The organism is Bacillus sp. FJAT-45350 (genome assembly GCF_002335805.1).
In the GTDB taxonomy this organism is placed as follows: domain Bacteria; phylum Bacillota; class Bacilli; order Bacillales; family NISU01; genus FJAT-45350.
This window is the reverse complement of the sequence record NZ_NISU01000001.1, coordinates 2,219,993-2,245,402: the sequence shown is the minus strand read 5'-3', so window position 1 is coordinate 2,245,402 and position 25,410 is coordinate 2,219,993. Positions and strand designations below refer to the sequence as shown.

The window sequence follows — 25,410 nt, the reverse complement described above, 5'->3', positions numbered from 1 at the left end:
ACTTACTGATTTTTGCTATTTCTTTTTGTAAAGCATAAAGTAGAATAGTAAAAGTAAAGGATGAGATCTTGATGGAACCTTTTGTACCGCAGCTCGTGTATATTGAACCGAGAGCATTAGATTACCCTTTAGGAAAAGTACTAAAAGAAAAGTTTGAAAACATGGGAATAGAAATTAGAGAAACAACATCACATAATCAAGTTCGAAATATACCTGGTGATACAGAAAATCAAAAATATCGAAACGCAAAATCAACACTAGTAGTAGGGGTGCGAAAAACATTAAAATTTGATACTTCTAAACCATCAGCTGAGTATGCCATCCCTTTAGCTACTGGTTGTATGGGACATTGTCATTATTGTTATTTACAAACAACAATGGGAGATAAGCCATATATACGTACTTATGTAAACTTAGAGGATATATTTGAGGTGGCACAAAAGTACATTAACGAAAGAGAGCCAGAAATAACGCGCTTTGAAGCAGCATGTACATCAGATATTGTAGGGATCGACCATTTAACACATTCATTGAAAAAGACAATTGAATTTATTGGTTCAACAAATTTAGGGAGGCTTAGATTTGTCACTAAATTTCATCATGTTGATCATCTTTTAGACGCGAAGCATAACGGAAATACGAGGTTTCGCTTTAGCTTGAATTCCAATTATGTGATTAAGAACTTTGAACCAGGTACATCATCCTTCGAGCAAAGAATTGAAGCTGCGGGAAAAGTAGCTAAAGCAAATTATCCATTAGGTTTTATTCTAGCCCCTCTTTATCGTCATGAAGGGTGGGAAGAGGGTTATAAAGAGCTCTTTGAAAAGTTAGCTGCTACACTTCCTGATTATGCGACGAAGGATTTAACATTTGAATTAATTCAGCATCGATTTACGAAAACAGCCAAAAGAACGATAGAAAAGAGATACCCAAAATCAAAGCTTGAAATGAATGAAGATGAAAGAAAATACAAATGGGGTAGATATGGAAGAGGGAAGTATGTTTATAAAAATGAAGAAGCAGATGAATTAAAGGATACAATTATCGGATATATTAATCACTTTTTTCCAAATGGAAAAATTGAATATTTCACATAAGAAAAGTAGGACATGACAGTTACATACGTAGCTATCATGTCCTTTTTAAGTGACTCTTTATTAAAGAAAAACAGCCCAAGCTTACTATATTTAACGTTGTCGTTGAAGGTCGAATATAGTACAATTAGATTGATACAGTTTTGTTATTTATTTTAACAGACTAAAGACTGCGGTGAAAAAATTGGAGGGGACCCATGCCAACACCTAGTATGGAAGATTATTTAGAGAGAATATATCAATTAATAGAAGATAAAGGATATGCACGGGTTTCTGATATTGCAGAGGCATTGGAGGTTCACCCATCATCAGTAACTAAAATGGTACAGAAATTAGATAAAAGTGAGTATTTAATTTATGAGAAGTATCGTGGATTGGTATTAACACCTAAAGGTAAAAAGGTTGGAAAGCGTCTTGTATATAGACATGAGTTACTTGAAGACTTCATGAGAATAATTGGTGTAGAAGAGGTTAATATATTTCAAGATGTAGAAGGGATCGAACATCACTTAAGTTGGGATGCTATCGATCGTATCGGGGATTTAGTTCAGTTTTTCCAGGAAGACGAAGGAAGAATTAGTTCATTACGAGAAGTACAACGAAAAAACGAAGTGGAACAAGAGCAATCATAACTATGTTTATGGTTGTTTTTTTTATGGTTTAGGAAATTGAAAAATACTTAAGCAGTGGATAAGTGAAAGCTTATTTAAAGAATGGCAATGGCTCCGCGCACTACGTGTATAGCGTCAAGAAACCCACTTGTCAGTATACTTTAAAACAGGTAGTGGCTCCGCACATTGCATCAAACAAATACCGCTTTTGCGGTTTTGTTCTGTAAAAAAACGATAAAAATTTTAACATACATCACTCTTGTAGGTAAATGGCATAAGTTACTATAAAGAGGGAGGGGTGTGAGATGAAAGTTGATGGAGTATTTGCTGGGGGAGGCGTTCGTGCGTTTACTTTTATTGGCGTACTAGAGGAAATGGAAAGCCAAGGATATACATTTGAAAGATTGGCTGGTACAAGTGCAGGAGCAATTATAGCGGCGTTAATTAAGGCGGGGTTTACAAGTAAGGAGCTTAGAGACGTATTAGAGCCTTTAGATTTATCTACTTTTATGGATAAAACTAATAAACTTTTACCATTCCGTTTTATTCAGTGGATTGGGGTGTATTATCGTCTAGGTCTTTACAAAGGGGATAAATTAGAGGAGTGGCTCGAAGAAATTTTAAGGCAGAAAGGGATAAGGACATTTGAGGATCTTCCAAAAGGGTCTTTAAAAATTATTGCTTCAGATCTTACTCGAGGTCGAATATTGGTACTGCCTGATGATTTAAAAGAGTACGGTATGATTCCAGAAAAGTTTTCTGTTGCTAGAGCTATTAGAATGAGTTGTTCGATCCCGTATTTTTTTCAACCTGTAAAGTTGTACAATACGATGAAGGATAAGTCGATTATAGTAGATGGTGGTGTCTTAAGTAACTTCCCTATGTGGGTTTTTATGGAAGATGAAAAGATGAAATTAAAACGCCCTGTCATTGGATTTCGATTAACACCAGAATTAGATGAAATTCCAGCTAATAAAATCACTAATGCATTTGATATGTTTCATTCGTTATTTGAAACAATGAGAAAAGCTCACGATGTTCGTTATATTTCTAAACACCATGCGGCGAATATCGTATTTATTCCTTTTGATGAAGTAAAGGCAACTAACTTTCTTTTGAATGATAAAGAAAAAGAAGCTCTTATAGCCATCGGAAGAGAGCATACAAGAGCTTTTTTAAAGAAATGGCGATATTGATTTAATTTTTGATATTGTTCAATTCACTATTATATAAACGGATTTTAACAAATAGTAGAGGGGCAATAAGTGTAATCCATAATCCTAATAAGGTGCTGAATAATAATTCAATAAAAAGGTTGCCTGACAAGATAGTTCCTATTCTTTCAATCATGACTAAGCCGATAATCCCTATTAAAAAGGCTGCTCCTCTTCGAAGATAACTTGTTGGAAGGATCATGCGACACTTTAGTATTTCAAAGAAATATCCTACTCCTCCACCTAATAGTAAACCTGCATAATAGCTATCTTCAGGTGAGAGTAACCATAATGCAATAGGTAATATAATCGCTAACACAAGTTTATATATATCCGGCATAGCGCCTATCCAATCAAGTGCTCTATAAGAGGCATAAACTAGGAAAATACCGATTGAAATACCAACTACAATATCAAGTGTCCAATGTGCGTTTGTATAAACTCGAGAGAAAGAGATAAGTGCAATAACCGAAATCGCTACGAATGTAAAAAACTTTTTCGAGAGGAAAGGAATTAAAAACCCCCAAAAAACAGTAGTGGCTTGTGCGTGTCCACTTGGCATTGAATAACCGTCTATCGATGTATCTGGCCTATCTACTTTAAAAATATCCTTCAAAATATTGTTTAGATAAACAGAAAACATAAATAAATAAAGTAATCGAAATCCAGCATGTTTGTCAACTGTCCAAAATAAAAAAGGGATGGCTAGAAAATAAAAATAAGAAGATGAAAATACATCACTTAAATAGATAAATAAATCAATTATGGAAGTTGTAGAAAATAGTATAAATGCTAACAAGTTACATTCTCCTTTCTTTGATAATAAAAGACTTGTCCTAATATGTGATAAAAATATGTTAACACGATCGTTGACAGTGCAAAATATTTAGAAATTTATTGTTAGAATTTTTTATCCTTAAAGATACCATCTAAAAGAAAAAGAATCGAGCAATTTTAAAAGAGCGCTCGATTCTTTTTCTTGCTTTTTTTACCTTCAATTACCGTTAGGTTATGATCTGGTCTTCGTTTTAATGGGCGTACAGAAGCTTTTTTGTCATTTGTTTTACGTTTATGTGGAACAACGTTACTAGGTTTAGTTTTGTTTGTGTTTGGACGGTGAGAAGTACTTTGCATCCCCATCCTCTTAGATATAAAGTGTTTATAGAGGAGAAAAATACCAAAGGCGATAGCGGCATACAGTATAATTTGGGTGAATAGACCAAGGGGATTTGTGACCAATCTGTAAACAAATCCAAGTACTGCAAGGCCAATAATAACCATGACAAGCGGATGAAAGAATTGTCGAGACATAGTGCTCACCTCCAATAAAATTCGAAACAACATAAGTGTAATTTTTAAATATTATTTTAGTAAAACTTACGTACTGTAATACTTTAAATCTATTCTACATGAATTAATAAAAATCCTCCATTTAAATCCTTATGTTGTCTACTTTTCCCTTTAAATTAAAATTTTACACATGTATTCATTAATAAGTATGCAAAAAGATAGATTCCAAAAAAATCTATAGTTGGATGTATTCATGGACATACTAGCGCATGAGGTGATAATAGTGGAAAATCAAGAGCAATTACAACAAAATAAGAGGGAAGAAACGATGTCGTACAATGGTAAAGTGGCGGTCATTGGCTTATTTGGTGGACTGATTTGGAGTATGATCGGTTATTTAGCCTTTTTTCTTAATTTTATGAGAGTAGGTCCTGCATTAGTACTAATGCCTTGGGCGTTAGGAAATTGGAAGGATGGCTATATGGGCCAGTTAGTAGGTATATTCATTATTTCACTACTTTCAATTTTGGTTGCCTTTTTATATAAGTTAATTTTAGAAAAGGTCTATTCTATTTGGGCAGGTCTCGGATATGGTGTCGTACTATGGTTAATTGTATTTTACTTGCTTAATCCAATCTTCCCTGGGTTAAAATCAGTCGCAAATTTAGATTTAAATACTATCCTTACATCTATATGTCTTTACATCCTGTATGGTGTCTTTATTGGCTATTCAATTTCGTATGAATACAAAGAAATGCATACAAGAGCGTAAACCTATTCAAAAAACAAGAGCTATGTTAGAATACGAAGGAAAATCTTTCTACGTGTGTAGATGCTGATTTGTTTAAATACGTTGGTTGAGGGGAAGCGGAGTAATGAAGAAAATTCTTGTTATTAACGGTCCAAACTTAAACAGATTGGGGTTACGTGAGCCAGCAGTTTACGGATATGAAACATTAGCTGACCTTGAAAAAATAGTGATAGAGTTTGGAATAAAGAATCAATGTGAATTGGAGTGTAAGCAATCAAATCACGAAGGTCAAATAATTGACTGGATTCATGAAGCAGGGGACTATGCTACGGGGATTATTATCAACCCTGGTGCATTCACACATTATAGTTATGCAATACGCGATGCAATAGCAAGTATTGAAATTCCCGTCATTGAAGTACATATTTCAAATGTACATGCAAGAGAAGAGTTCCGACATACATCTGTTACAGCTCCAGTAACTGCGGGGCAAATTGTTGGAATGGGATTGAAGGGATATAAATTAGCTGTTTTAGCTTTATTAGAGGGGGAAAACAATTGACACGCATAGAAAAGCTTAGAGGACAATTTAACGAACGGAATATTGATGGAATGCTTATTACAAGCCCATACAACCGTAGATATATGACGAACTTTACAGGAACTGCAGGAGTTGTGTTAATTTCGGAGAAAGAGGCAAAATTCATCACAGATTTTCGGTATGTTGACCAAGCAAATGAGCAAGCAGTAGATTATGAAATTGTACAACATACAACTCCTATTTTTGAAGAAGTAGCGAAGCAAGTAGAAAGCATGGGCATTAAATCATTAGGTTTTGAACAGGACCATATGACTTATCAATCGTATGATATTTATAAGAAGAATGTGAACACATCACTAGTTCCGATATCAGGGTTAGTTGAGCAATTAAGAATGATTAAAAATCAAGCTGAAATTGAAATCATTCAGGCTGCGGCTGATATTGCGGATGCAGCTTTTTCTCATATTATAAATTACATAAAGCCAGGGATGAAAGAGATTGATGTATCAACTGAACTAGAGTTCTTTATGAGAAAACAAGGAGCCATTTCATCTTCTTTTGATATCATTGTTGCATCTGGACTTCGTTCAGCACTTCCACATGGGGTAGCTAGTGATAAGGTCATTAAAAAAGGTGAATTAGTAACATTTGATTTCGGAGCATATTATAAAGGTTATTGTTCAGACATTACTCGTACTGTTGCGATCGGTGAACCAAGTGATGAGTTACGAAAAATTTACAATACAGTACTAGAAGCACAGCTTCGTGGTATGGATGGTATAAAACCTGGTATGTCTGGTAAAGAGGCAGATGCATTAACGAGAGACTACATAACAGATGAGGGCTATGGCGAATATTTTGGACATTCAACAGGTCATGGTCTTGGCATGGAAGTTCATGAAGGACCTTCATTATCAACAAAATCAGATACGGTGTTAAAGCCAGGTATGGTTGTTACTGTTGAACCAGGAATTTATATTTCAGGTGTAGGTGGAACAAGAATTGAGGATGATGTATTAATCACAGAAGATGGTAATCGTTCCTTCACTTCTTCAACAAAAGAGCTTCTTATAGTAGGAGAGTAATTTCTACTTTTTGAGCCTTTTTTATCATCCTATGGTATAGTAAACTATGTGACTAAATGAAAGATGGAGGAGTTTATTAGATGATTTCTGTAAATGATTTTAAAACAGGATTAACTATTGAAGTTGATGGAGGAATATGGCAAGTTCTAGATTTCCAACATGTTAAACCAGGTAAAGGTGCAGCATTTGTACGTTCAAAGCTTCGTAACCTTCGTAATGGTAACATACAAGAAAAAACATTCCGCGGTGGAGAAAAAGTAGCAAAAGCTCATATCGAAAACCGTCGTATGCAATATTTATATGCTAGTGGCGATGTTCATACATTTATGGATAACGAAACATATGATCAAATTGAACTTCCAGCAAATCAAATTGAGTATGAATTAAAGTTCTTAAAAGAGAACATGGACGTCCACATCATGACGTATCAAACTGAAATTCTAGGTGTAGATGTTCCTAACACAGTTGAACTTGAAGTTACGGAAACTGAGCCTGGTATTAAAGGTGATACTGCAAGTGGCGGTACGAAGCCAGCTACTTTAGAAACTGGACTAACTGTTCAAGTTCCTTTCTTTATTAACCAAGGCGATGTATTAATTATTGATACAAGAAGCTCAGCTTATGTATCTCGTGCATAATCTATCCAATTCGAAAAATCCATTATCCTATAGGGTAATGGATTTTTTGCGCTAATCGAGAAGATTTACTAAGCTGAGTTCAATAATCTAGTTAGAGTCATTTACCAATATAGTGGGTGAATGGCTTTTTTAATTATGAATTATGAGTTATGGATTATGAATGAAAAAACGTCAATGGCTGATTGTTACTACAATGAATACAGCCCTAAATTATATAACTAATAACTTATAACTAATAATTAAAGTCCCCCTTTCTGTTCTGAATTTCTCCCTCTTGTCATAGGTTGTACAAAGTAGATTAATATGTGGAGGGAACGTATGTGAAAGCGTGGTTAGTAGGAATAGAAACAGCAGTGCTTGGTATGGTTATATTACGGCTAACCTCAGGACTTATTGAGTTAAGTGCAGCTGCAATTATGTTGCGTTTGAATAGCATTGAAAAGGCAATTGCTGTAAATGCGGTGCTCGCAATTGTTGGTCCTCTCGTTTTAATAAGTACGATGGCCATTGGTTTATTAGGGGTTGCTGGAAAGATTTCTGTTAGTAAACTTCTACTAATTGGACTAGGTGTTTTGCTCATTTTAATCGGTATCCGTAAATAAAGTAATCATGAAATTGGGTCAAGCTTGCATATGGTGTAAGTAAGTATAAAAAGCGACAAGACCGCAAAGCGGTTTTTCTTAGAAGGTAGGGATGAGATATGGATGAGGTGTTGGCAGTTTGTCCAGTACCAATAAAAAACCTGTTAGTGGGATTGCCCGCTTCCTTAAAAAAGAATCTAGAGGAGGTTCGAATTCGTATCGACCGCCCTTTAGAAGTGATCGCTGCAGGTAAACCTTATTATCCAGAGCTTGCAAATAGAATGTATATTGTTAGTAATGAAGATGCCTCTCACTTACTAAATCAACTAAGTCAATACTCTTTATATGCTTTTGAAGAAGAGCTTAAACAAGGATATATCACTATTCGTGGAGGTCATCGAGTAGGGCTAGCAGGAAAAGTAGTTGTGGAAAATGGACGAGTTAAAGCATTGAGAGATATTAGTTCCTATAATATTCGGATTGCAAATCAAAAGGTCGGTGTCGCAGAAAAAATTATTCCATATATATATGACCAAGGATGGTTAAATACGATAATTATCGGACCACCTCAAACTGGAAAAACGACATTATTACGAGATATAGCAAGGCTGATAAGTTGCGGAGCACCTTCTCTAAATATAGCACCTAGTAAGGTCGGTATTGTCGATGAACGATCTGAGATTGCAGCGAGTGTCAGAGGAATTCCTCAGCATCAACTTGGACATAGAGTTGATGTCCTAGATGGTTGTCCGAAAGCTGAAGGAATGATGATGCTCATACGCTCAATGAGTCCTGATGTCATTATAGTAGACGAGATTGGAAGAAAAGAAGATGGTGAAGCAATAAATGAAGCAATAAATGCAGGGGTGAAAATTATTACAACTGCTCACGGACACAACATGGAGGAAATTGAACAAAGACCAACGATTCAACCTATTGTTGCATCAAATGCCTTTCAACGTTCGATCGAATTAACAAGAAGAGAAACAGCTGGGAAAATAAGGAGAATACGCAATCATATCCAGAAAGATGTGGTGAAGAGCAGTTGAAGCTTCTTGGCGCTCTTATTATCATCATCGGGACGACATGGGTAGGATTTGAATTTGCAAAACGTTTAAGTGACAGGCCAAGGCAATTACGACAACTGAAAGTGGCTTTACAGTCATTAGAAGCAGAAATCATGTATGGGATGACACCGTTAGCTGAGGCCAGTACAAATTTGGCGAAACAAATGCCAAAGCCAGTAGCTTATTTTTTTGAAAGGTTCTCTTTTCATTTACACAATAAAGAAGATAGTGTCGCAAAGGCATGGCAAGAGAGTTTGGATGAGACGTGGCCACTTACAGCACTATGTCCTGCTGAATTAGAAGTGATGAAGCAGTTTGGTGCAACCCTCGGACAGCATGATAGGACGCACCAGCAAAAGCAAATCAAACTGACGCTTTCTCACCTTGAAAGGGAGGAAGGGGAAGCAAGGGATCGACAGAATCGATATGAAAAAATGTTGAAATCACTGGGGTTTCTGTCAGGGTTACTAATCGTTATTCTAATGCTGTAATTATGACCTAAGAGGAGGATTGAGATGGTCTATGATGTAAATACGATTTTCCAAATCGCTGGAATAGGTATTGTTGTTGCGATGATTCATACGGTTTTAAAGCAGATGGGTAAAGAAGATTGGGCTCATTGGGTTACATTAATTGGTTTTGTAGTTGTACTCTACATGGTTGCCTCGATTGTAGATGATTTATTTCAAAAAATTAAAGGGGTTTTCTTGATTCAATAGGGGAGGTGTCTCTGATTGAGATTATTCAAATTGTCGGCTTGGGCTTAATTACCACCTTCCTAGCCCTGGTTGTAAAAGAGCAAAAACCTATATTTGCTTTTATGTTAACCGTTTTTGTTGGTGTTTTAATTTTTCTTTTTTTAATAGAAGAAATAGCTAAAGTAATAGGGATGCTCGAGAGTATTGCTACAAATGCAAATATTAATATGGTGTATTTACAAACGATATTAAAAATCATTGGAATTGCGTATATCGCTGAGTTTGGTGCTCAAATAGCAAAAGATGCTGGACAAGCGGCTATTGCTTCAAAGATAGAGCTTGCAGGGAAAGTCTTAATTATGGTCATGGCAATTCCAATCCTAACAGCAATTATTGAAATGGTTGTTTCCTTGTTACCGGGTTAGTGTACAAGCACCGTAGTGTACAAGCATTGAGTCTGATAATAGGAGGTGAAATGTTGCGCGCGGCTGTCTTTCTACTTTTTTTTATTTGGTTTCTACCGACTGTCACATTAGCGGAAGGTCCTGAACAAGAAATTGATCAAGGGTTTGTTGAAAACCAGCTTGAACAGCTAGGTATTGATGAAATCCGCGATTATTGGGACATGATCGCCAATGAATATGGTGGCTTTCTACCTGAAAGTCAAAAAGGTTCTTTAATGGAATTTGTTCGTGGAGATAAACAATTTTCTATTAAAGAGTGGTTTGGTGGTTTAGTTAAATTTCTTCTTCATGAGCTCCTTGTTAATGGGAAGCTTCTGGGGATGCTCATTTTGCTGACTGTGTTCTCGATGGTATTACAGTCACTACAAAATGCATTTGAACAACATACGATTAGTAAAGTGGCTTATGCAATTATTTATATGGTGTTAATCATTATCGCATTAAATAGTTTTCATGTTGCTGTCACGTATGCGCAAGATGCCATTAATACAATGATAAATTTTATGTTTGCTCTTATCCCTCTTTTACTAGCGTTAATGGCTTCTATGGGTAGTGTAACTTCAGTAGCACTCTTTCACCCATTAATCGTCTTTCTTGTTAATACAAGCGGACTATTAATACAGCATTTTGTACTACCTTTACTTTTTTTATCAGCAGTTTTAAATATTGTTAGCACGTTAAGCTCTCATTACAAAGTGACCAAGCTAGCTAACTTTCTAAGAAATATTAGTATAGGGGCACTTGGTGTCTTTCTAACAATTTTCTTAGGGGTCATTTCTGTACAAGGGGCAACTTCTGCTGTTGCTGATGGAATAACAATTCGAACGGCAAAGTTTGTTGCTGGTAATTTTGTCCCTGTAATCGGAAGGATGTTCACAGATGCAGCTGATACTGTAATGAGTGCTTCTCTTATTTTAAAAAATACAGTAGGGATTGCTGGACTAGGAATTTTACTTGTCTTATGTGCGTTTCCTGCAATTAAGGTTTTATCTTTGGCACTAATATTTAATATTGCAGCAGCTGTTCTTCAACCATTAGGTGGTGGTCCGATTATTGATTGCTTATCTACAATTGGAAAATCAGTTATTTTTATTTTCGCAGCACTTGCGACTGTATGTTTAATGTTCTTTTTAGCTTTAACAATTATCATAGCTTCAGGAAATATATCGATTATGATGAGATAGGGAAGGGGGGATTTCATGGCGTTTATAACAGAGTGGTTAACGAATATCATTCTTTTTATATTACTAGCGACGATACTGGAGTTACTCCTACCCAACTCTAGTATGCAGAGGTACGTCAAAATGGTCGTAGGCCTGCTGTTACTAGTCATGATTCTAAATCCTCTACTTTCTATTTTTTCAGTAGATGTGGATGATATCTTTGCAGAAGTTTCAAAGGTGGAACAAAATACAAATAATTCTTTAGAAAATTCAATTGAAAGAAAGAAAGTAGATATAGAAATGGGACAACGTGCATATATTTCAGAACAGGTGGCTGTCCAATTGAAAAGAGAAGTGGAAGAGGAGTTGATTGAACAATTTGATGTAGAGCTGAAGGAAGTTGCCATTTCCCTTGATGAGTTTGCCGACCCATCAGTAGAGTTTGAAGTTGCAATCAAAGAAGTACGGGTACTCATTACAAAGAAAGACCAAGTACCAGTTGATTATGAGGGAATCGAGGCAGTTCAAGTAGTTTCTATTGATACTAGTAAAGAATTTGAAAGAAAAGTAGAAAGCTTCGATGATAAGCCATTACACAACCACTTATCTGAGCGTTGGCAAATTCCTAAAGATAAAATCTCTTTAGCATGGGAAGGAGGGGAGCAGTAGACATGGACTCAGGTGAAAAAAATGACCGTCATTGGTTGAAGAAGCTAGTATCCGATAAGGTAGATGGAAAAAAGAAAAAGCTCTCATTACCATATGTAGTGCTAATCTTGTGTTTAGGTGTTGCCCTAATGATTTTAGGAAACTTCTTTAAGGACGACATCGCAGAACAAGAGAGTCAACCTGTTTTCCGCGGTGAGGCAACTTCTACTGAAGAGGACCAGCCAGCCTTTGGTCAAAATAATCAATCAGAGCCTAGTACGATGAATGATTATGAGATTCGCTATGAAAATCAACTAAAAGAAACACTTGAACAAATCATTGGCGTTTCTGATGTCTCCGTTATGATAAATTTAGCGGAAACTGAAAAAAAAGTGTATGAAAGAAATTCAAATGTGAAAAAGCAACAAACAGAGGAAACAGACCGAGAAGGAGGTCAACGAAAAGTTGATGACCTTTCAAGGGATGAGCAATTAGTCATCGTACGAAATGGTGACAAAGAAGAGCCAATTTTAATAAAAAAAGAAAAACCAAATATTCGAGGTGTGCTAGTAGTAGCTAAGGGTGTTGATAACATCCAAGTAAAGTCTATGGTCGTTGAAGCAGTAAGTCGTGCACTCGATGTACCTGCTCATCGTGTATCAGTAATGCCTAAAAAAACTAAGGAGGAATAAATTATGGTTTTGAAAAAACAAACAATTTGGTTATTAACGATGTTAAGCTTAATCATTGTACTATCAGTCTATTACATTACAGCTCCAGGGCAAACAGGGGATCAAATGGCGTTTCTTGAGGAAGAGGAAGCAGTGAATGAAGAATTAAATTTTGAAGAAGCTGGTCAAGTTTCGGTAAATATTGAAGAAGAGTTGGACATTAACTTAGAAGAAGAGTTAGATGAAGCTGGAGTTATCTCAAGTATCGCAAGTGATGAAGTATTTACTTCAATTAGACTAGATCGCCAAGAATCACGTGAAAGAATGCAAGAAGAGTACACAAACATTATTGCTTCTACTGATGCACCAGAAGAAATAAGAACATCAGCTCTTGAAAGCAAAGAAAACTTATTACAATTAGAGCAAAAAGAACAAATGCTAGAAACGTTAATCCGTTCAAAGGGATATGATGATGTGCTAGTTATTACACAAGAGGAGCAAGTAAAAATTATCGTAAAAGCTGACGAGCTTACTCGTGAGCAAGCAAATGAAATTCTATTAATGGCTGGGGAGCAACTAGGTCATAAACACGTAGCTGTTCAATTCCAAGCAGGTAACTAAAACAAGTAGGGGCAAAAACATTTATGTTTTTGCCCCTACTTGTTTTAATTTAGAATTAACAATTGGAATTTAAAATTGGCTAGTAAAGTTCGTTTGGTTTAAGGAATACGTTAAAAAAATTCGAGCTTGTGTTGTATTTATTCATGGAATTTACAATTTGCAATTTGTCATTCGTAATTAGTTTGTAGCCTAACATTATAATGCAATGGTAACATGGACATGATATAATACAACATTGTTATGCCTAATGGTCAGGATAGATTGAAATAAGGGAGAGATTAATGATGGAATGGAATGACTTAACTGAAGGGGCGAAAGCCGTTTTAGAACAAACACGTAATATGAAAAATGATAATATTCAAATTGTTGAATTTGAAGTTGGTTTTGAGCAAGAATTTGTAACAGAAGGTGGAAGTACATATACAGTTTCAATTCAAGAAGATGATTATACAAGCCTAAAGAAATTCACTCAAGAGAATGAATATGGTGATAAATACCATATGGCACGAAATAAAAACATTGTAAAAATTATTTTACTTGAAAATGGTAAAATTCCTGAAAATCTTTCTGAGTTTCCTGTTTTCAGGCAGTATAAGCTAGATGCGATTGTTAAAGAAGAGGAAGAAGTAACAGAGAACGAAGAATAAGATTATACGAAGGACTAGCTCGAAAGTTTTATCACCTTATAATATTGAAGGTGATAAAACTTGGTATCGAGTTTAGTCCTTTTTTTATGATGCTATTTAGGATACGAACCTGAGTTTAAAACCGTTTATATACGTTTTCATTTTCATTTGGTTTTCTCCTAGCTGGTTGTGATATAATAAGATGTCCTATGACCTGATACTAAATTATTCAATAGTGTGAGAAATTTTATCGGGTTAGTGAAGGGAATGAAGAGGAATAAATCACTTTTCATGAAATTAAGAAGGAAATTGTTAATTTACTTAGAACTTAGAATTTAGGAGCTATTATTGTTAGGAGTGGAGAATATAATGAAGATTCAAGATGTACGTGAAATAATTAGACTAATTGATAATTCTAGTATTGATGAATTTAAATTTGAGCAAGAAGGTACTAAGCTTTCGATAAAAAAGAATAGAACTACACCAGGGTTAACTACAACTGCCCCTCCGATAAGTGTGATTCAAAACGAAGTACCTGTTAAGCCTGAGCAAAAGTTTGAGGAAGTGAAAGAAGCTCCAATGTCGAAACAAGAAACCCCAGCTGTAAATCAAGATAACTTACATAAAATCACATCACCAATGGTAGGTACTTTCTATGCTGCACCGTCTCCTGACTCGGACCTATATGTAAAGGCAAGCGATAAGGTGAAGGAAGATACAGTTGTTTGTATCGTGGAAGCAATGAAATTAATGAATGAAATTGAAGCTGAAATTAACGGAACAATCGTTGAAGTATTAGTAGAAAATGGTCAACTAGTAGAATACGGCCAACCACTATTTTTAGTTCAACCTGAATAGGGAGCGTTAAATCATGATAAAAAAATTACTTATTGCTAATCGTGGAGAAATTGCAGTTCGCATAATCCGTGCTTGTCGTGAATTAGGGATAGAAACAGTAGCTGTTTTTTCTGAGGCTGATAGAGATGCTCTTCATGTTCGAATTGCAGATGAAGCGTATTGTATCGGGCCAACTCCTTCTGGGAAAAGCTATTTAAATGTGACTAATATTATGAGCGTCGCTACACTCACTGAAGTTAATGCAATTCATCCTGGTTATGGATTTTTAGCTGAAAATGCGGATTTCGCAGAGATTTGTGGAGCATGTAATGTGACATTTGTTGGCCCAAGTCCTGAGGCGATTAATAAAATGGGAACAAAAGATGTAGCCCGTGATACAATGGATAAAGCAGGGGTACCAATTGTTCCAGGGTCCGATGGGATTATTGAAAACGTGGAGCAAGGTAAGAAAATTGCTAATAAAATTGGGTATCCTGTTATTATCAAAGCAACAGCTGGTGGTGGCGGAAAAGGAATTCGAGTTGCGAGAAGTGAGCAAGAGCTTGTAAAAGGTATTAACATTACACAACAAGAGGCTGCTACTGCATTCGGGAATCCAGGTGTCTACCTAGAAAAATACATAGAAGATTTTCGTCATGTAGAAATCCAAGTGTTAGCTGATAATCATGGAAATGTGATTCATTTAGGAGAACGAGACTGTAGTATTCAACGTCGATTACAAAAGCTACTAGAAGAAACTCCATCTCCTGCGTTAGATGCTAAGAAACGAGAAGAGATGGGGATGGCAGCAGTCGCAGCTGCTAAAGCCGTTAATTATTCTGGTGCAGGAACAGTTGAGTTTATTTATGACCACAATACAGGTGATTTCTACTTCATGGAAATGAACACTCGTATCCAAGTAGAGCATCCTGTTACGGAAATGGTGACAGGCATAGATTTAATCAAAGAACAAATTCGTGTTGCGGCTGGAGAAAAGCTTTCAGTTACTCAAGAGGAAGTTACATTTAATGGTTGGTCTATCGAGTGTCGTATTAATGCAGAAAATCCTGATAAAAATTTCATGCCATCACCTGGGAAAATAACGAATTACTTACCTCCAGGTGGTTTCGGAGTCAGAGTTGATTCAGCAGTCTACCCTGGGTATGTTATTTCACCATTCTATGATTCGATGATTGCGAAGCTTATCACATATGGTGCTACACGGGAAGAAGCGATTGCAAGAATGAAGCGAGCTTTAATGGAATTTGAAATTGAAGGAATTGATACAACAATACCATTCCACCTACGTTTATTGAGTCATGAAGCATTTGTTTCAGGCGAATTTAATACAAAATTCCTTGAAATACATGATTTGACTGAAAAATAATTCAAAGTCACTTAAGTAATGTGAGTAACGATTATCAATTACACTATTTTTTAATCTTATATGGAGGTGCTTGTGATGACAGAAAACCATATTCTTGATTTAGATGAACAAAAAAGTGATTTAGGGAAGGTAGAAATTTCTCCTGAGGTTATTGAAGTAATTGCGGGAATTGCTGCATCAGAGGTAGAGGGTGTTGCAAACATGAGAGGAAACTTTGCTAGTGGTGTTGTTGAGCGTCTAGGGAAGAAAAATCATGGTAAAGGTGTTAAGGTTGATTTAGGTGAAGAAGGGATCACAGTTGATGTGTCAGTTGTGATGATTTACGGAGTATCTATTCCAGAAGTGGCAAAGCAGATTCAAAACAATATTAAACAAACGCTACAAACAATGACAGCGATTGATTTACAAGCAGTTAATGTTCATATTGTAGGAGTGCAATTTGAATCAGCACAAGAGTCACAAGAAGAAGAACTAGAGCAATAATATGAAAGACGAGGTAGGTTCTTATGATGAGCCTACCTCTAAATCTGTCGACGCCTAATAGTATAGTATTGTCTTTATGATTTTTCTCATTATATTTTGTCTAATGTCTTTAATAACTGGAGATAATGGATTAATGAATGTACAGCCAAAGGTTTATTCTTTGGCTGCTTTTCGATCAATTTTTTGTAGAGAATCCTGTATTCATGTCGTTTCTTGTGCTATTATCAAACATAGTAAAGATAGGTAAAATTAGTTGAAAGAGGTTCGTTTTCCTTTCAGACATCCTCTTGAATACAGAAGATTTAGATTAGATGCAGTCAAAGGAGTATATACGAATGAATAGAAGACTAGCAAGACTAAGGGCAGTTCAAGCTCTATTTCAAATTGATGTGACAGAAGCAGAGTGGAAAATAGCTATTGAGAATGCAATAGAGGAAGAGGAAAAAATCTCTCCATTTTTAGAGACCAGTGTAACTGGAACATTAGAGCATCAAACTGAAATTGATTCGTTAATTAACGAGAGCTTAGAGAATTGGTCGTTAGAAAGAATGGGAAATGTGGACCGAGCTGTATTACGTTTAGCCATTCATGAAATGAAATACATTGAAGATATCCCACCAAATGTAACATTTAATGAGGCAATTGAGTTAGGGAAGGCATTTGGTGGAGAAGAGTCAGGGAAGTTTATTAACGGGGTTCTTTCAAAAATAAAAAATAAAATAGAAAAATAAGTAAGGGAGAGAGAGTAGATGGCAGCAGAAATTATTAGTGGAAAAGAATTAGCAGCACAAAAGAGACTAGAAATGAAGCAAGAAGTTGAAAAGCTAGTTCAAACGGGGAAAAAGCCAGGGTTAGCAGTAATTCTAGTTGGAAACGACCCAGCGTCAAGATCATATGTGAAAGCAAAAGAAAAGGCATGTCAAGAGATTGGAATTTATTCAGTACTTCAAGAAATGCCAGAAACAACAACGGAGGCAGAATTATTAGCTGAGATAGACAAGCTTAATAATGACGACAACATTCATGGTATTTTAGTTCAATTACCATTACCACAACATATTACAGAGCAGGCTGTCATTGAAAAGATTAGTCCTGATAAGGATGTTGATGGATTTCACCCTAGTAATATCGGGAAAATGATGATTGGTGAAGAGACATTCCTTCCTTGTACTCCTTTTGGTATCGTTGAAATGATTAAATCGAAAGGAATTGAGATTGCAGGAAAGCATGTTGTTGTAGTTGGGCGAAGTAATATTGTTGGAAAGCCAGTTGGACAGCTTTTATTAAATGAAAATGCAACAGTAACATACTGTCATTCACGTACGAAAAACATGAAGGATATTACTAAGCAAGCAGATATTTTAGTTGTTGCTGTTGGAAGAGCAAACTTCATTGACGGAAGCTACATTAAAGAGGGCGCCGCTGTTATTGATGTAGGTGTAAACCGCCTTGAAGAGACAGGAAAGCTTGTTGGGGATGTTGTATTTGAAGATGCGAAGGAAGTGGCATCATATATTACACCAGTACCAGGTGGAGTAGGACCAATGACAATTACAATGCTTATGCATAATACAATCGAATCACTAAAACGCACAAAGGCGTAAAGGGGCTTTTCGATGGGAACTGAACAAATACTAACTGTTTCCGACGCAACAAAATATATCAAGCGAACATTTGAAGAAGATGATCTATTACAAGATATATGGATACGTGGTGAGTTATCGAACTTCAAACAACACAGTCGTGGACATATGTATTTTACTATAAAAGATGAGCATTCACGGATGCAGGGAGTTATGTTTGCCGGAAATAACCGCTTTCTAAAGTTTCGCCCTGAAGATGGAATGAAGGTACTAATTAGAGGAAACGTCACGGTTTACGAACCATATGGATCCTACCAGATGTATGCAAGGGAAATGCAACCTGATGGGGTAGGGAGTTTGTATTTAGCATTCGAAGAGCTGAAGGGGAAGTTACAAAGGGAAGGCCTTTTTGCGGAAGATAATAAGAAGCCACTTCCTTCTTGTCCTACTCGAATTGCTATAGTTACATCTCCAACAGGGGCAGCAATACGTGATATGATTACGACGATTAAACGTCGTTTTCCGATGGCATCAATTACTCTTCTTCCGGTACTTGTACAAGGTGATGAGGCTGCTCCCTCTATCGTTAAGGGGATTGAACAAGCAAATGCAGCAGGGATATTTGATGTTCTCATAGTTGGTCGTGGTGGAGGTTCAATAGAAGACTTATGGGCTTTTAATGAAGAAATTGTAGCGCGAGCGATTTATCATTCAATGCTTCCGATTATTTCAGCAGTAGGTCATGAAACAGATATTACGATAGCTGATTTTGTTGCTGATATTAGAGCAGCCACACCAACTGCGGCTGCAGAATTAGCAGTTCCATCAAGTGATGAGCTGTATGAGAGGCTTTCAATTACAAAGGCAAGAATGATTCGAGCTATGAAGGAAAGGTATTCAGGAGAATCGAAACGTTTACAACAACTTCAAAAATCATACGCGTTCCGCTACCCAGTACAGCTAGTTAAACAAAAGGAACAGGATTTAGATAGACTACTTGAACGCTTAGAGAAGGAAGCCAACCGTGCGATAGACAGGAAAAAGGATAAGCTATCTCAATTACATAAGGATTTAAAAAGAAATCATCCGAAAGCAAAGATAGCTGATGCTAGTGAGCGGCACAAGGAATTAGTAGCAACACTTAAGCGCCAAATGAACGATATTACGAAAGAAAAAAATCATTTATTTCAAGCTTCTATTGCCAAGCTTAATATGTTGAGTCCGTTAAAGGTAATGGAGCGAGGTTATAGCTTAGTATATTCAGGTGAAAATAAGCTAGTAAAAACGGTAAATCAACTTGAAGAAGGTAATAAGGTCCAAATTCAGTTGAAGGATGGTCAATTAATGTGTGAGGTTAAAGAGAAGGTTATGAAGAGAGTGGGGGATAATGATGAGTGAGAAAAAAGAGCTTTCTTTTGAACAGGCAATGGAGCAACTCGAAACTGTTGTAGACAAGCTTGAGCAAGGTGATGTTCCATTAGAGGAAGCTATATCAATGTTCCAAGAAGGTATGAAGCTATCAAAGTTATGTCATGATAAGCTCACAAATGTGGAACAGCAGATGGACCAAATCTTGCATGAAGATGGAGAAATAGAATTAACGTTATTTCAGGAGGACTTGAAAGAGTGACTGTTAGTAATTTAAAAACCTTTCTCTCAACTAATAAAAAATTAATTGATGAATGTTTACCTACACATATTGATAAGTTAAAGGTTCCGAAGTCTTTAAAAGATGCGATGCTATATTCTATTGATGCCGGTGGAAAGCGTGTGCGACCAATTTTATTATTAGCAACTCTTAGCGATTTTACTAGAGATGAATCAATTGGAATGGATGTAGCTTGTGCCTTGGAAATGATCCATACGTACTCGTTAATACATGATGATTTACCAGCTATGGATGATGATGATTTACGTCGTGGTAAACCAACGAATCATAAAGTATATGGTGAAGCAATTGCTATTTTAGCAGGTGATGCCCTTGTCACATACAGTTTCGAAGTAGTTGCGAAAACATCCCATCCCGATATATCAAGTGAGCAAAAAGTGAGATTGATTGAGCTATTAGCGAAGGCTGCTGGACCTGAGGGAATGGTTGGCGGTCAGGTTGCCGATATGGAAGGTGAAGGCCAGAAATTAACTGTAGAGCAATTAGAATATATCCATCATCATAAAACAGGTGACTTATTAACATATTCCGTTGTAGCAGGTGCGATTTTGGCTGGTGCAACTGAGGATGAAGTAGAAACTCTTCGTTGTTTTGCAAAAGAACTTGGGTTAGTCTTTCAAATTAAGGACGATATTCTTGATGTTGAAGGGGATGCAAGCACAATTGGAAAGCCTGTAGGAAGTGATGAAGGTAATAATAAGAGCACTTATCCAAGTCTGTTAACGATGGAAGGTGCCAAAGAAAAATTAAATAGTCATAAAAACAAAGCAAAAGAATACTTATATAAAATAAATATGGAAAATAGTTTATTAGAAGCAATTACTGATTATATTGTTGAACGTGACCATTAAGATAAATAATGAGGGTGTCCAAAGTCGTTTTTTACCTTTTGGAACACCCTCTTCTTCTCAAAATTTGTATATTGGGTATGTTTCCATTCATTTTCATTGAGCAAGCGATATTCTAGTGGTATAATAGATTGAAAGACTGAGTGGTGCAGTATTCTAGTCAGTCCACCATTCTCGAAGGCGGGCCTAAAAATCCGCCAAAGGGCACATCGATGAAGCTCCTTGTGTCGGCTTGAGGCGCCCAGCCTTGGGTCGATGCTGGGTGTTAAGGTGGTAGGGCGATCTACAAAGGCATGTAGGCGATGACCCTGCCTCCGCGGAGGCTTCGTATCTTTCCAGTATACAGGTGTATTACAATGGGAGGTGCGGGGTATAAACCTGTTATGACAAGCTTGGGAGCTTGTCAGCAGCGTAGCCTGCCTTGAGTGGGGTATGAGGGGATTATGGAAATAGAAATGATTACTGTCGGCCAACAGAAGTCATTGATTGCCATATGAAATCTGCCCTGCAAAAGAGGATAAGAGTTGGTTAAGGGCTGTAGAGGAAAACTCCTAGACTGTTCCTGTGACATTTAAAGGGGATTATAGTGTGGGCTAAGTGGTAATCTAGTCTAACGTTTGGCGACAGCGTTAAAGTGGGTTTAATGGGAAACCGTCAGAGCGGCAACGCTTTGGTACCTGCTTGGGAAAGCCTACTGGACCTAAGCCACAGTGTTTACTCTTTAAATGACCACTCTGGTCGTACATAAGGGTTAGAAAAGTTCTTTTATGTCAATAATGATAGGGTGTAAAACCGATAACGATGAAGCAAAAACTATTAAAATCAATAAATTGGAGTCTAGGAATTGCCGTTATCACTCTGGTGTTAGCGGCTATTTTTTCAATTATATCTACTTTTATATTAAGCGGTGTTACATGGGCTGTTGGAATGGTAATAGTCCTTGCGATTGTATTTTTAGGTGTGTTTTTTGATACAATTGGAGTTGCCGCGACAGCCGCAGAAGAAAAGCCCTTTCATGCGATGGCAGCAGAAAGGTTAGTTGGCGCAAAGCATGCGGTAATGATTACTCGTAACGCGGACCGTTTTGCTAATTTTTGTAATGATGTAATTGGTGATATTGCTGGTATCATTAGTGGTACCGCATCAGCTTATGTTGTTCTTCAGCTTTCATTACAAATGGGACATGAAGATGGTTCAGTATATCAATTTGCGATATCTGTACTATTTACAAGTGTTGTTGCAGCACTTACAGTTGGTGGTAAGTCATTTGGTAAGACACTTGCGATTGAATTTGCCACACCGATTATTTATCAAGTCGGTAGATTATTATACATTTTAGAGCTAAAATTGAAGATAAATGTATTTTCTACGAACAAAAACGGTAAAAAGAAGAATAAAGAGAAAAAAAGCCGAAAGTGAGGGTACTTCATGAATTTAGAGAAGTTAAATGACCCTAGTAGTTTGAAAAGCCTTTCAAAAGCAGAGCTAGAGTCTCTAGGTCAAGAGATTCGTCGCTTTTTAGTTGAGAAGTTATCTGTTACTGGTGGACATCTTGGTCCGAATTTAGGTGTAGTTGAGCTAACATTGGCTCTTCATCACCTTTTTGATAGTCCAAAGGATAAAATTATATGGGATGTTGGCCACCAGGCTTACGTTCATAAAATATTAACTGGCAGAGCTGGACAGTTTGATGAATTAAGACAATACAAAGGGCTTTGTGGATTTCCAAAGCGTAGTGAGAGTGAACATGATGTTTGGGAAACTGGTCATAGCTCAACTTCGTTATCAGCTGCAATGGGAATGGCGACAGCAAGAGATTTAAAAGGCAGTGATGAGCAAGTTATTGCGGTTATTGGTGATGGTGCCCTTACAGGTGGAATGGCATTAGAAGCATTGAACCATATTGGACATGAGCAAAAAGATCTAATTGTTGTATTAAATGACAATGAAATGTCGATTGCTCCGAATGTTGGTGCTCTTCATAATGTACTTGGTCGTTTGCGTACAGCTGGTAAGTACAAGAAAGCAAAAGAAGAGCTTGAGTATCTAATTAAAAAGATTCCTGCCTTTGGTGGTAAGCTTGCAACAACTGCTGAGCGTGTAAAAGATAGCTTAAAATATTTACTTGTTTCAGGAATCTTTTTTGAAGAAATGGGCTTTACGTATTTAGGACCTGTAGATGGTCATGACTTGGATGACCTAATGGACAATATTAAATATGCGAAAAAGACAAAAGGACCAGTGTTAATTCATGTTCTTACGAAAAAAGGAAAAGGGTATGCTCCTGCAGAAAATGATGCTAAGGGAACATGGCATGGTCTAGGACCATACAAGATTGAATCTGGTGAAGTAGTGAAGAAGCCAGGACCACCAAGTTATAGTGGGGTTTTCAGTGATACATTACGAAAAGTGTCACGAGAAGACAACCGTGTGGTAGCATTAACAGCTGCTATGCCAGGTGGAACAAAACTTGATCAATATGCTTCTGAGTTTCCGAAGCGAATGTTTGATGTAGGGATTGCAGAGCAACATGCAACAACAATGGCTGGTGGTCTTGCAACGCAAGGGTTAAAACCTGTTTTTGCAGTCTACTCTACGTTTTTACAGCGTGGTTATGATCAAGTGGTTCATGATGTATGTCGCCAAAACTTAAATGTGATGTTTGCAATTGATCGTGCTGGATTAGTTGGGGCAGATGGGGAAACTCATCAAGGTGTATTCGATATTGCCTTTTTACGACACATTCCAAACATGGTTATCTTAAATCCTAAGGATGAAAATGAACTACAACATATGATTTATACTGCTGTTAATTATGATGATGGACCAATTGCAGTTCGTTATCCTAGGGGTAATGGATACGGTATTAAAATGGATGAACAATTAAAACAAATTCCAATTGGCACATGGGAAGTACTTGTAGAAGGTTCAGATGCCTGTATATTAACATTTGGAACAATGATTCCTGTTGCGTTAGAAGCAGCAGAACAATTATCTAGTCAAGGTATCTCTGTAAAAGTTGTAAATGCTCGTTCAATTAAGCCGTTAGATGAGAAAATGCTGCGAGAACTTGCTGAACAAAAGTTTCCATTGCTAACAGTAGAAGAAGCTTCAATCCAAGGTAGTTTTGGTAGTGCTGTGTTAGAATTCATACATGATAGTGGCTACCATGAAACGATCGTACAAAGAATGGGGATTCCAGATAAATTTATTGAGCATGGAAGTGTATCAGAGCTACTTGAAGAGGTAGGTTTAACTACTAATCATGTTGTTGAGAAAATAAGCTCAATTATTCCTAGAAAAAGACAAAGGGCGTAAAGTATGGCAAAGAAAGAACGTGTAGATATTTTACTTGTTGAGAAGGGCTTAATTGAGACGAGAGAAAAAGCAAAACGCTCAATCATGGCTGGTCTAATCTATGTGAATGAAGAGCGAATTGACAAGCCTGGAATGAAAATCGATACTGATTCGATATTAACGATAAAAGGTGATGTTTTACCTTACGTTAGTCGGGGCGGCCTTAAGTTAGAAAAGGCTATTAATCGTTTTAATCTTTCTCTTCAAGATAAAATTGTATTAGATATCGGTGCTTCAACTGGTGGATTTACTGATTGCTCCTTGCAAAATGGAGCTAAGCTCGTTTATGCATTGGATGTTGGTTATAATCAGCTTGCTTGGAAACTTCGTCAAGATGAGCGTGTACAAGTTATGGAGAGGACAAACTTCCGCTACGTAAAACCTGAGGATTTACAAGAGGGAATGCCTGATTTTGCAACAATTGATGTGTCGTTTATTTCACTAAAACTAATTTTACCTGTTCTTGGTACATTACTTGTCAATCATGGTGAGGTAGTCGCTTTGGTCAAGCCTCAATTTGAAGCAGGTCGTGAAGAAGTAGGAAAAAAGGGAATTGTTCGTGATCCTAAAACACATACGAAAGTGTTAACGTATATGGTGGAATTTGCTCTTGGACAAGGCTATGACGTTAAGGGCATCGACTTCTCCCCGATAAAAGGTGGCGAAGGGAATATAGAGTTTCTTCTCTATCTTTCATGGGAACATGGGAGAGAAAGTGGAAACAGACTCGCAGATATGACGGAAGATGAAGTTGTCGCTAGTGCACACCAACAATTAAAGGACAATAATAAAGCAGATCAAAATGAGGGTTAGCACCTCATTTGATCTGCTATATTTATGTTTTTTACCCCTATATTTGTTCTTTTGCTATGTTATACAATAATGTATACTATCTTATGTTTATTCATTTTTATTAATATTTATTTGTAGTCATAACGGTTATAATGTATGATACAAGTATGTATATTTTTTAAACTGACTAAAATGAAGTATACATTAATTGGAAAATGTAGGTGATTAGTTTGAATAAAGGGCAACGTCATATAAAAATTAGAGAAATTATTTCAAATAATGATATAGATACACAAGATGAGTTAGTTGAATGTTTAAAAAATGCTGGATACAATGTAACGCAAGCAACAGTTTCAAGGGATATAAAGGAACTTCATTTAGTAAAGGTTCCTATGATGGACGGGCGCTATAAATATAGCTTACCTGCTGATCAACGATTTAATCCACTCCAAAAACTAAAGCGCTCGTTAATGGATAGCTTCGTCAGTATTGATCGTTCTGAAAATATGATTGTGATGAAAACTTTACCGGGTAATGCAAATGCAGTTGGAGCATTGATTGACAATTTAGATTGGAATGAGATTATGGGAACTATTTGTGGAGATGATACAATTCTTATAATCTGCAAGCATAAAGAGGAAAGTCCTATTGTTACTGAACGATTTTTAGAAATGCTCTAAGAGGTTGTGAT

General features: G+C 36.6%; 31 protein-coding genes. 29 read left to right on the top strand and 2 right to left on the bottom strand.

The features are described 5' to 3' along the window. Positions 1 to 68 precede the first annotated feature (68 nt). The 3 genes from splB (at position 69) to CD003_RS11265 (ending at position 2,901) form a co-directional block, all read left to right on the top strand. Positions 69 to 1,097: a spore photoproduct lyase gene (splB, locus tag CD003_RS11275; RefSeq protein WP_373558541.1), complete on the top strand. Its 1,029-nt coding sequence runs from the start codon at positions 69 to 71 to the stop codon at positions 1,095 to 1,097. 194 nt (positions 1,098 to 1,291) lie between these two features. Further along, positions 1,292 to 1,726 carry a transcriptional regulator MntR gene (mntR, locus tag CD003_RS11270; RefSeq protein WP_096201217.1) on the top strand — a complete coding sequence of 145 codons (435 nt, stop codon included), beginning with the start codon at positions 1,292 to 1,294 and terminating at the stop codon, positions 1,724 to 1,726. Positions 1,727 to 2,010: 284 nt separating this feature from the next. Beyond that, positions 2,011 to 2,901, top strand: a complete 891-nt coding sequence (locus tag CD003_RS11265; protein WP_096201216.1) for a patatin-like phospholipase family protein — start codon at positions 2,011 to 2,013, stop codon at positions 2,899 to 2,901. A gap of 1 nt (position 2,902) precedes the next feature. Here CD003_RS11265 and CD003_RS11260 read toward each other — a convergent pair whose 3' ends face one another. After that, on the bottom strand, positions 2,903 to 3,718 hold the full coding sequence (locus CD003_RS11260) for a phosphatase PAP2 family protein (protein WP_096201215.1): 816 nt from the start codon (positions 3,716 to 3,718) through the stop codon (positions 2,903 to 2,905). A gap of 155 nt (positions 3,719 to 3,873) precedes the next feature. Then, positions 3,874 to 4,230 carry an SA1362 family protein gene (locus tag CD003_RS11255; RefSeq protein ID WP_096201214.1) on the bottom strand — a complete coding sequence of 119 codons (357 nt, stop codon included), beginning with the start codon at positions 4,228 to 4,230 and terminating at the stop codon, positions 3,874 to 3,876. Between the two features lie 262 nt (positions 4,231 to 4,492). Between CD003_RS11255 and CD003_RS11250 the strand changes: the two genes are divergently transcribed. The 26 genes from CD003_RS11250 (at position 4,493) to ahrC (ending at position 25,399) form a co-directional block, all read left to right on the top strand. Further along, complete coding sequence (locus tag CD003_RS11250; protein WP_373558540.1) at positions 4,493 to 4,981, top strand: YqhR family membrane protein; 489 nt, start codon at positions 4,493 to 4,495, stop codon at positions 4,979 to 4,981. 103 nt (positions 4,982 to 5,084) lie between these two features. Further along, positions 5,085 to 5,522 carry a type II 3-dehydroquinate dehydratase gene (aroQ, locus tag CD003_RS11245; RefSeq protein ID WP_096201212.1) on the top strand — a complete coding sequence of 146 codons (438 nt, stop codon included), beginning with the start codon at positions 5,085 to 5,087 and terminating at the stop codon, positions 5,520 to 5,522. Then, entirely contained in the window at positions 5,519 to 6,586 is a 1,068-nt protein-coding gene (locus CD003_RS11240) for a M24 family metallopeptidase (RefSeq protein WP_096201211.1), read from the top strand. Before aroQ ends, CD003_RS11240 begins: the two co-directional genes overlap by 4 nt. Before the next feature lie 80 nt (positions 6,587 to 6,666). Then, positions 6,667 to 7,224: an elongation factor P gene (gene efp / locus CD003_RS11235; RefSeq protein ID WP_096201210.1), complete on the top strand. Its 558-nt coding sequence runs from the start codon at positions 6,667 to 6,669 to the stop codon at positions 7,222 to 7,224. A 320-nt stretch (positions 7,225 to 7,544) separates the two neighbouring features. Then, positions 7,545 to 7,826 (top strand): DUF2619 domain-containing protein, encoded by a 282-nt coding sequence (locus tag CD003_RS11230; RefSeq protein WP_096201209.1) that lies wholly within the window; start codon positions 7,545 to 7,547, stop codon positions 7,824 to 7,826. Positions 7,827 to 7,924: 98 nt separating this feature from the next. Further along, complete coding sequence (gene spoIIIAA, locus CD003_RS11225; RefSeq protein ID WP_096201208.1) at positions 7,925 to 8,854, top strand: stage III sporulation protein AA; 930 nt, start codon at positions 7,925 to 7,927, stop codon at positions 8,852 to 8,854. Beyond that, entirely contained in the window at positions 8,851 to 9,363 is a 513-nt protein-coding gene (gene spoIIIAB, locus CD003_RS11220) for a stage III sporulation protein SpoIIIAB (protein WP_096201207.1), read from the top strand. Before spoIIIAA ends, spoIIIAB begins: the two co-directional genes overlap by 4 nt. Before the next feature lie 24 nt (positions 9,364 to 9,387). Then, entirely contained in the window at positions 9,388 to 9,591 is a 204-nt protein-coding gene (gene spoIIIAC / locus CD003_RS11215) for a stage III sporulation protein AC (RefSeq protein WP_096201206.1), read from the top strand. Positions 9,592 to 9,605: 14 nt separating this feature from the next. Continuing rightward, complete coding sequence (gene spoIIIAD / locus CD003_RS11210) at positions 9,606 to 9,995, top strand: stage III sporulation protein AD (RefSeq protein WP_096202332.1); 390 nt, start codon at positions 9,606 to 9,608, stop codon at positions 9,993 to 9,995. Between the two features lie 50 nt (positions 9,996 to 10,045). Beyond that, entirely contained in the window at positions 10,046 to 11,218 is a 1,173-nt protein-coding gene (gene spoIIIAE / locus CD003_RS11205) for a stage III sporulation protein AE (RefSeq protein WP_096201205.1), read from the top strand. A 15-nt stretch (positions 11,219 to 11,233) separates the two neighbouring features. Next, positions 11,234 to 11,866, top strand: coding sequence for a stage III sporulation protein AF (gene spoIIIAF / locus CD003_RS11200; RefSeq protein WP_096201204.1), 633 nt, complete (start codon positions 11,234 to 11,236; stop codon positions 11,864 to 11,866). 2 nt (positions 11,867 to 11,868) lie between these two features. Next, positions 11,869 to 12,537 (top strand): stage III sporulation protein AG, encoded by a 669-nt coding sequence (gene spoIIIAG, locus CD003_RS11195; RefSeq protein WP_096201203.1) that lies wholly within the window; start codon positions 11,869 to 11,871, stop codon positions 12,535 to 12,537. A gap of 3 nt (positions 12,538 to 12,540) precedes the next feature. Next, positions 12,541 to 13,137, top strand: a complete 597-nt coding sequence (locus CD003_RS11190) for a SpoIIIAH-like family protein (RefSeq protein WP_096201202.1) — start codon at positions 12,541 to 12,543, stop codon at positions 13,135 to 13,137. Positions 13,138 to 13,421: 284 nt separating this feature from the next. After that, a complete protein-coding gene (locus CD003_RS11185) occupies positions 13,422 to 13,784 on the top strand; it encodes a hypothetical protein (RefSeq protein WP_096201201.1) in 363 nt (120 codons plus the stop codon). Between the two features lie 348 nt (positions 13,785 to 14,132). Then, positions 14,133 to 14,621 (top strand): acetyl-CoA carboxylase biotin carboxyl carrier protein, encoded by a 489-nt coding sequence (accB, locus tag CD003_RS11180; protein WP_096201200.1) that lies wholly within the window; start codon positions 14,133 to 14,135, stop codon positions 14,619 to 14,621. Between the two features lie 13 nt (positions 14,622 to 14,634). Next, the gene (gene accC / locus CD003_RS11175; RefSeq protein WP_096201199.1) at positions 14,635 to 15,987 is read left to right on the top strand and encodes an acetyl-CoA carboxylase biotin carboxylase subunit; all 1,353 of its coding nucleotides are present in this window, start codon (positions 14,635 to 14,637) and stop codon (positions 15,985 to 15,987) included. Between the two features lie 75 nt (positions 15,988 to 16,062). Then, positions 16,063 to 16,470: an Asp23/Gls24 family envelope stress response protein gene (locus CD003_RS11170; RefSeq protein WP_096201198.1), complete on the top strand. Its 408-nt coding sequence runs from the start codon at positions 16,063 to 16,065 to the stop codon at positions 16,468 to 16,470. A gap of 335 nt (positions 16,471 to 16,805) precedes the next feature. Beyond that, positions 16,806 to 17,201 carry a transcription antitermination factor NusB gene (gene nusB, locus CD003_RS11165; RefSeq protein WP_096201197.1) on the top strand — a complete coding sequence of 132 codons (396 nt, stop codon included), beginning with the start codon at positions 16,806 to 16,808 and terminating at the stop codon, positions 17,199 to 17,201. Positions 17,202 to 17,219: 18 nt separating this feature from the next. Then, on the top strand, positions 17,220 to 18,074 hold the full coding sequence (gene folD, locus CD003_RS11160; RefSeq protein WP_096201196.1) for a bifunctional methylenetetrahydrofolate dehydrogenase/methenyltetrahydrofolate cyclohydrolase FolD: 855 nt from the start codon (positions 17,220 to 17,222) through the stop codon (positions 18,072 to 18,074). Positions 18,075 to 18,086: 12 nt separating this feature from the next. Beyond that, the gene (xseA, locus tag CD003_RS11155) at positions 18,087 to 19,451 is read left to right on the top strand and encodes an exodeoxyribonuclease VII large subunit (protein ID WP_096201195.1); all 1,365 of its coding nucleotides are present in this window, start codon (positions 18,087 to 18,089) and stop codon (positions 19,449 to 19,451) included. Further along, positions 19,444 to 19,683, top strand: coding sequence for an exodeoxyribonuclease VII small subunit (locus CD003_RS11150; protein ID WP_096201194.1), 240 nt, complete (start codon positions 19,444 to 19,446; stop codon positions 19,681 to 19,683). The genes xseA and CD003_RS11150 overlap by 8 nt, the downstream gene beginning before the upstream one ends. After that, complete coding sequence (locus tag CD003_RS11145) at positions 19,680 to 20,573, top strand: polyprenyl synthetase family protein (RefSeq protein WP_096201193.1); 894 nt, start codon at positions 19,680 to 19,682, stop codon at positions 20,571 to 20,573. The genes CD003_RS11150 and CD003_RS11145 overlap by 4 nt, the downstream gene beginning before the upstream one ends. 798 nt (positions 20,574 to 21,371) lie before the next feature. Next, the gene (locus CD003_RS11140) at positions 21,372 to 21,989 is read left to right on the top strand and encodes a hypothetical protein (RefSeq protein WP_096201192.1); all 618 of its coding nucleotides are present in this window, start codon (positions 21,372 to 21,374) and stop codon (positions 21,987 to 21,989) included. A 9-nt stretch (positions 21,990 to 21,998) separates the two neighbouring features. Then, positions 21,999 to 23,888: a 1-deoxy-D-xylulose-5-phosphate synthase gene (dxs, locus tag CD003_RS11135; protein ID WP_096201191.1), complete on the top strand. Its 1,890-nt coding sequence runs from the start codon at positions 21,999 to 22,001 to the stop codon at positions 23,886 to 23,888. A gap of 3 nt (positions 23,889 to 23,891) precedes the next feature. Further along, positions 23,892 to 24,740: a TlyA family RNA methyltransferase gene (locus CD003_RS11130; RefSeq protein WP_096201190.1), complete on the top strand. Its 849-nt coding sequence runs from the start codon at positions 23,892 to 23,894 to the stop codon at positions 24,738 to 24,740. 209 nt (positions 24,741 to 24,949) lie between these two features. Beyond that, the gene (gene ahrC / locus CD003_RS11125; RefSeq protein WP_096201189.1) at positions 24,950 to 25,399 is read left to right on the top strand and encodes a transcriptional regulator AhrC/ArgR; all 450 of its coding nucleotides are present in this window, start codon (positions 24,950 to 24,952) and stop codon (positions 25,397 to 25,399) included. The last annotated feature ends 11 nt before the right edge of the window (positions 25,400 to 25,410 follow it).